Here is a 4,837-nt window from a genome sequence, read left to right as displayed (position 1 = left end):
CCGCCGCCGGACGGGCCTACCAGCACCACGTTCCGTACGGCGGCCGGATCGTCTACGGCAGGAGCGGCTCCTGCATTTTGAGAACTACTGGACTTGTCTGCCATGACGTGTCTCCTCATGCCCGCGTTCGCCCATCGTGACGTATGTCACTTTTCTCCTAGCATCCGCGTAGCACAAGAGTGAACAGGGGAGGAACGACGGATTTTGCGAAGGATTCGAGTGCCGCGACGACGGTCAGGCGTGCCAGCTGCTCCAGTGTTGGACCGCAATCGCGATCATCGGGCCATTCAGCGGAACCGATTGGTACTGGGCGTATTTCGCCCGCAGGAGGTCATGTCCCGCGTCCAGGGCATTGCCGTCGTGATGTATCGCCGCGAGACCGTCGATCCGGACCCACCACAGCTGCGTCCAGTCATCGGCGTAGTGGTCGACCAGCAGGCTCACCAGGGGGTGCTGTTCGATATTGGCCAACCGGCGCAGCCGTTGGGTCGTCTTGGGCTTCCCGTCCACGCCGGTGTAGACGACTTCGTCGCGAAGCGCGAACACCACCGGCACCAGGTGCGGCGTGCCGTCGGCAGCGACGGTGCCCAACCGGGCCACCGGCGCACGCGCGAAGCAGGCCTTGGGGTCGAAGTCGACCACAACACCAGCCTAAAGACTTAGGTGATCGTCAGGCCGCCATCGACGATGATCGTCTGCCCGGTGACGTAGCCGCCGGCCGCTGATGCCAGCCACACGGCGGTGGCGGCGAGCTCGCGCGGGTCGCCCAACCGGCCCAGCACCAGCCGACGTGCCTGGCTTTCCAGGTACCCGGGCTTGTACTCGTCGGTCATCTCGGTCCGAAAGAATCCGGGCGCCAGCGCGTTGACTCGAATCCCCTTTCGCGAGCCCCACTGCTGGGCGAGATCTCGAGTGAGCCCGATGATCGCGGCCTTGCTGGCGCTGTAGGCGGCCTGCGGCAGCTCGGCAGTGGTGATGCCCAGGATGCTGGCGATGTTGATGATCGAACTCCCCGGTTGCATGACCCGTCCGCTGGCCTGCGCCACCCAGTAAGCGCCGTTGAGGTTGACGTCGATCACCGAGCGGAACTGCTCCGGTGTCTCCCGGGTGGCCGGGTGCGCGGACCCTACCCCGGCGTTGTTGATCAGAATGTCGACTCGGCCGAAGGTCTGCATCGCGGAGTCGATCAACGCCTGGCACTGCTCGGGCACGCTGACGTCGGTGGCCACCGGCAGCGGCTTGCGGCCAGCGGTTTCGACGAGCGCGGCAGTTTCGGCCAACCTGTCGACGCGGCGTGCACCCAACACGACGTCGGCGCCGGCTTCAGCGAACGCTTGGGCGAACGCCACGCCGAGCCCCGACGACGCACCTGTCACGATCACGACTTTGTTGTCAAGCCGGAATGAATCAAGCACGCTCATGAAAAGACACCTTTGCTGTCGGTTGTCGGCCAGCCAGAGACTATGAAACTACCGGTCGCAAGCGTGTCGGCCGAGAACTGAGCGGGCCGATCGCGCGGGACAGGGGAACCGCCTGATCAGCGCCCGTCTGGCGCCACGAGGATGCCCGGTGAGCAAACCCCGGTTACGGTGTAGTGAACAAAATCGCGCGTAGGAACCCCGACGCTGCGACAATCCGAGCTTGATCGGGCTGGAACCTACGCAGGAGGTAACGGGATGAGCGAATCGCACCGCCCCAGACCGCAGTGGTCGCGGATGGGATTGTGGTTGCTCAGTCTGATGTCAGCAGTAGCGCTGGGTCTGGGCACGGCGCCCGCGCACGCGTCGCCATTGACGCCGCCGCCGCCGCAGGACGCTATGGCGGCCGTTGGGCAGGTGGGCCCGACGATCGTCGACATCGACACCAAGATGGGGTACCAGAGTGCGGTGGGCGCCGGAACCGGCATTGTGATCGGTCCCAGCACGGTGCTTACCAACAATCACGTAATCGCCGGCGCTACCGATTTGACCGTGCGGTCCATCGGCAACGGTCGGTCCTTTCCGGGCACGGTGATCGGTTTTGACCGCAGCCATGACATCGCGGTAGTGCAGCTTGGCGGAGGCGGACTGCAGCCGGCCAATATCGGTAACTCAGACTCCGTTGCGGTCGGCGACCCGATCGTCTCGATGGGCAACGCCGGTGGGGCCGGTGGAGCACCCAGCGCGGTAGAAGGGCGCGTCGTTGGGCTGAACCAGACGGTGTCGGCGTCCGACGCCCTGACCGGCAGCACGGAGACACTGGGTGGATTGATCCAGGTCGACGCGGCGATACGTCCCGGCGACTCCGGCGGACCCACCGTCAACGCCGCCAACCAGGTGATCGGCCTGAACACCGCCGCGACCGCCAACTTCCACATGGGCGGCGGGCAAGGTTTCGTGATCCCGATCAATGAGGCGATGGGCATCGCCGGGCAGATTCAGGGCGGTGGCGGATCCCCGACGGTGCATATCGGTCCGACGGCATTCCTCGGTGTCGGTGTCAACGACGCCGCTGGTGGTGCGGGCGCCGTAGTCAAGCAGGTCATTCCGACCGGTCCTGCCGCCGGTGCGGGGTTCACCCCGGGAGATGTGATTACCTCGGTCAACGGCCAACCCGTCAACTCGGCTACCGCGTTGACCGCCATCCTCGATCAGCACCACCCCGGCGAGAACGTCACCGTGGGGTTGGAGAATCGCACCACCAACGTGACGTTGGCGGATGGTCCGCCGGGCTGACCTGCGCACCGCAGCTCACGCGGCTGCGTTCAATTCGTTTGGCGTGCAAATGGTTTGCGATGCCAAGCGTCGGGTACGGGTAAGATCGTGGACTTGACGAGCGACAGAGACGACACCGTCGAGCATGATCCTGCAGGGGGAAGTCACGTCGAAGCCGGCGTAGTCGAGCATCCCAGCGCCGACGACTTCGCCGACGCCCGGGAATTGCCCACCGATTCGACCTGGTTCAAGCACGCGGTGTTCTACGAAGTGTTGGTCCGGGCGTTCTACGACTCCAACGCTGACGGATTCGGTGACCTGCGTGGCCTGACCGAACGGATCGACTACCTGCAATGGCTGGGTGTCGACTGCATCTGGCTGCCGCCGTTTTACGATTCGCCGCTGCGCGACGGCGGCTACGACATCCGCGACTTCTACAAGGTGCTGCCAGAGTTCGGCACCGTCGATGACTTCGTCGAGCTCCTCGACGCTGCGCACCGGCGAGGCATCCGGGTCATCACTGACTTGGTGATGAACCACACGTCGGATTCACACCCATGGTTCCAAGAGTCGCGGCGCGACCCCGACGGACCCTACGGCGATTACTACGTGTGGAGCGACAGCAACGACAAGTACCCGGACGCGCGGATCATCTTCATCGACACCGAAGACTCGAACTGGACGTACGACCCGGTCCGCCGCCAGTTCTACTGGCACCGGTTCTTCGCCCACCAACCGGATCTGAACTACGACAACGCGGGAGTTCAGGAAGCGATGCTCGACGTCATGCGGTTTTGGCTTGACCTCGGTATCGACGGGTTCCGGCTGGACGCGGTGCCGTACTTGTTCGAACGTGAGGGCACCAACTGCGAGAACTTGGCGGAGACGCACGCGTTCCTCAAGCGGGTGCGCGAGGTCGTTGACGACGAATTCCCCGGTCGTGTGCTGCTGGCCGAGGCTAACCAGTGGCCCAGTGATGTCGTCGAGTATTTCGGTGACCCCGAAACCGGTGGCGATGAATGCCACATGGCATTTCACTTCCCGCTGATGCCGCGCATTTTCATGGCGGTGCGCCGCGAATCGCGTTTCCCGATCTCGGAGATCATGGCGCAAACACCGCCCATCCCGAAGATGGCGCAGTGGGGCATCTTCTTGCGCAACCACGACGAGCTGACCCTGGAAATGGTCACCGACGACGAGCGCGATTACATGTACGCCGAGTACGCCAAGGATCCGCGGATGAAGGCCAATGTGGGCATCCGCCGCCGGCTGGCCCCGCTGCTGGAGAAAGACCGCAATCAGATCGAGTTGTTCACCGCGTTGCTGTTGTCGCTACCCGGCTCCCCGGTCATCTATTACGGCGACGAGATCGGTATGGGTGATGTGATCTGGCTCGGCGATCGCGACGGGGTGCGCACCCCGATGCAGTGGACTCCGGACCGCAACGCCGGCTTTTCCACGGCCAATCCCGGTCGGCTGTACGTACCGCCCAGCCAGGATCCGGTCTACGGCTACCAAACCGTCAACGTAGAGGCCCAACGCGACACCTCGACCTCGCTGCTCAACTGGACGCGCACCATGTTGGCGGTGCGGCGCAGGCATGACGCGTTCGCGATCGGTAGGTTCGAGGAAATGGGCGGATCCAACCCGTCAGTGCTGGCCTATGTGCGCGAAGCCGACCACGATGTGGTGCTTTGCGTGAACAATTTGTCGCGTTTCCCGCAGCCCATCGAATTGAACCTTCAACACTGGAGCGGCTACACGCCGATCGAACTGACCGGTCAGGTGGAGTTCCCGCGGATCGGCCAACTGCCTTATCTACTGACGCTGCCAGGACACGGGTTCTACTGGTTCGAGCTGGCCGAGTCAGAGGAGGCGCAGTGAACTTGCCGTGGTCTGAATGGCTTCCGCAGCAGCGCTGGTATGCCGGGCGAAGCCGGGAACTCGCCACCGCTGAGCCGAGCCACGTCGTCGCGTTGCGCGATGGTCTTGACCTGGTACTGGTCGACGTCAGTTACACCGACGGTTCGGCGGAGCGCTATCAGGTGATCGTCACCTGGGACACTGCGCCGGTACCCGAGTACACCACCGTCGCTACCATCGGCGCCGACAACGACCACACCGCCTATGACGCGCTGTATGAC

Annotated in this window: 6 protein-coding genes; 3 read left to right on the top strand and 3 right to left on the bottom strand. The window is 63.9% G+C overall.

The window, feature by feature from the left end; translation table 11 throughout:
* From WAN71_RS23830 to WAN71_RS23820, 3 genes are all read right to left on the bottom strand, one after another.
* A partial coding sequence (locus tag WAN71_RS23830) for a hypothetical protein (RefSeq protein ID WP_422227696.1) occupies positions 1 to 104 on the bottom strand: 104 nt, incomplete at its 3' end.
* A gap of 130 nt (positions 105 to 234) precedes the next feature.
* On the bottom strand, positions 235 to 642 hold the full coding sequence (locus tag WAN71_RS23825; protein ID WP_422227694.1) for a TIGR03668 family PPOX class F420-dependent oxidoreductase: 408 nt from the start codon (positions 640 to 642) through the stop codon (positions 235 to 237).
* A gap of 17 nt (positions 643 to 659) precedes the next feature.
* Positions 660 to 1,421 carry an SDR family NAD(P)-dependent oxidoreductase gene (locus tag WAN71_RS23820; RefSeq protein ID WP_422227693.1) on the bottom strand — a complete coding sequence of 254 codons (762 nt, stop codon included), beginning with the start codon at positions 1,419 to 1,421 and terminating at the stop codon, positions 660 to 662.
* A 255-nt stretch (positions 1,422 to 1,676) separates the two neighbouring features.
* Here WAN71_RS23820 and WAN71_RS23815 point away from each other — a divergent pair, with 255 nt between their 5' ends.
* The 3 genes from WAN71_RS23815 to WAN71_RS23805 all read left to right on the top strand — a co-directional run.
* Positions 1,677 to 2,714: a S1C family serine protease gene (locus tag WAN71_RS23815; protein ID WP_422227692.1), complete on the top strand. Its 1,038-nt coding sequence runs from the start codon at positions 1,677 to 1,679 to the stop codon at positions 2,712 to 2,714.
* Positions 2,715 to 2,807: 93 nt separating this feature from the next.
* Positions 2,808 to 4,577 (top strand): maltose alpha-D-glucosyltransferase, encoded by a 1,770-nt coding sequence (treS, locus tag WAN71_RS23810; protein ID WP_422227691.1) that lies wholly within the window; start codon positions 2,808 to 2,810, stop codon positions 4,575 to 4,577.
* The coding region (locus tag WAN71_RS23805; protein WP_422227695.1) for a maltokinase N-terminal cap-like domain-containing protein at positions 4,541 to 4,837 on the top strand (297 nt) is incomplete at its 3' end. The genes treS and WAN71_RS23805, both read left to right, overlap by 37 nt.

The organism is Mycobacterium sp. (genome assembly GCF_049280035.1).
Classification (GTDB): Bacteria; Actinomycetota; Actinomycetes; order Mycobacteriales; family Mycobacteriaceae; genus Mycobacterium.
Note: the sequence above shows the minus strand (reverse complement) of the source record. Positions and strands in the feature narration are given on the sequence as shown.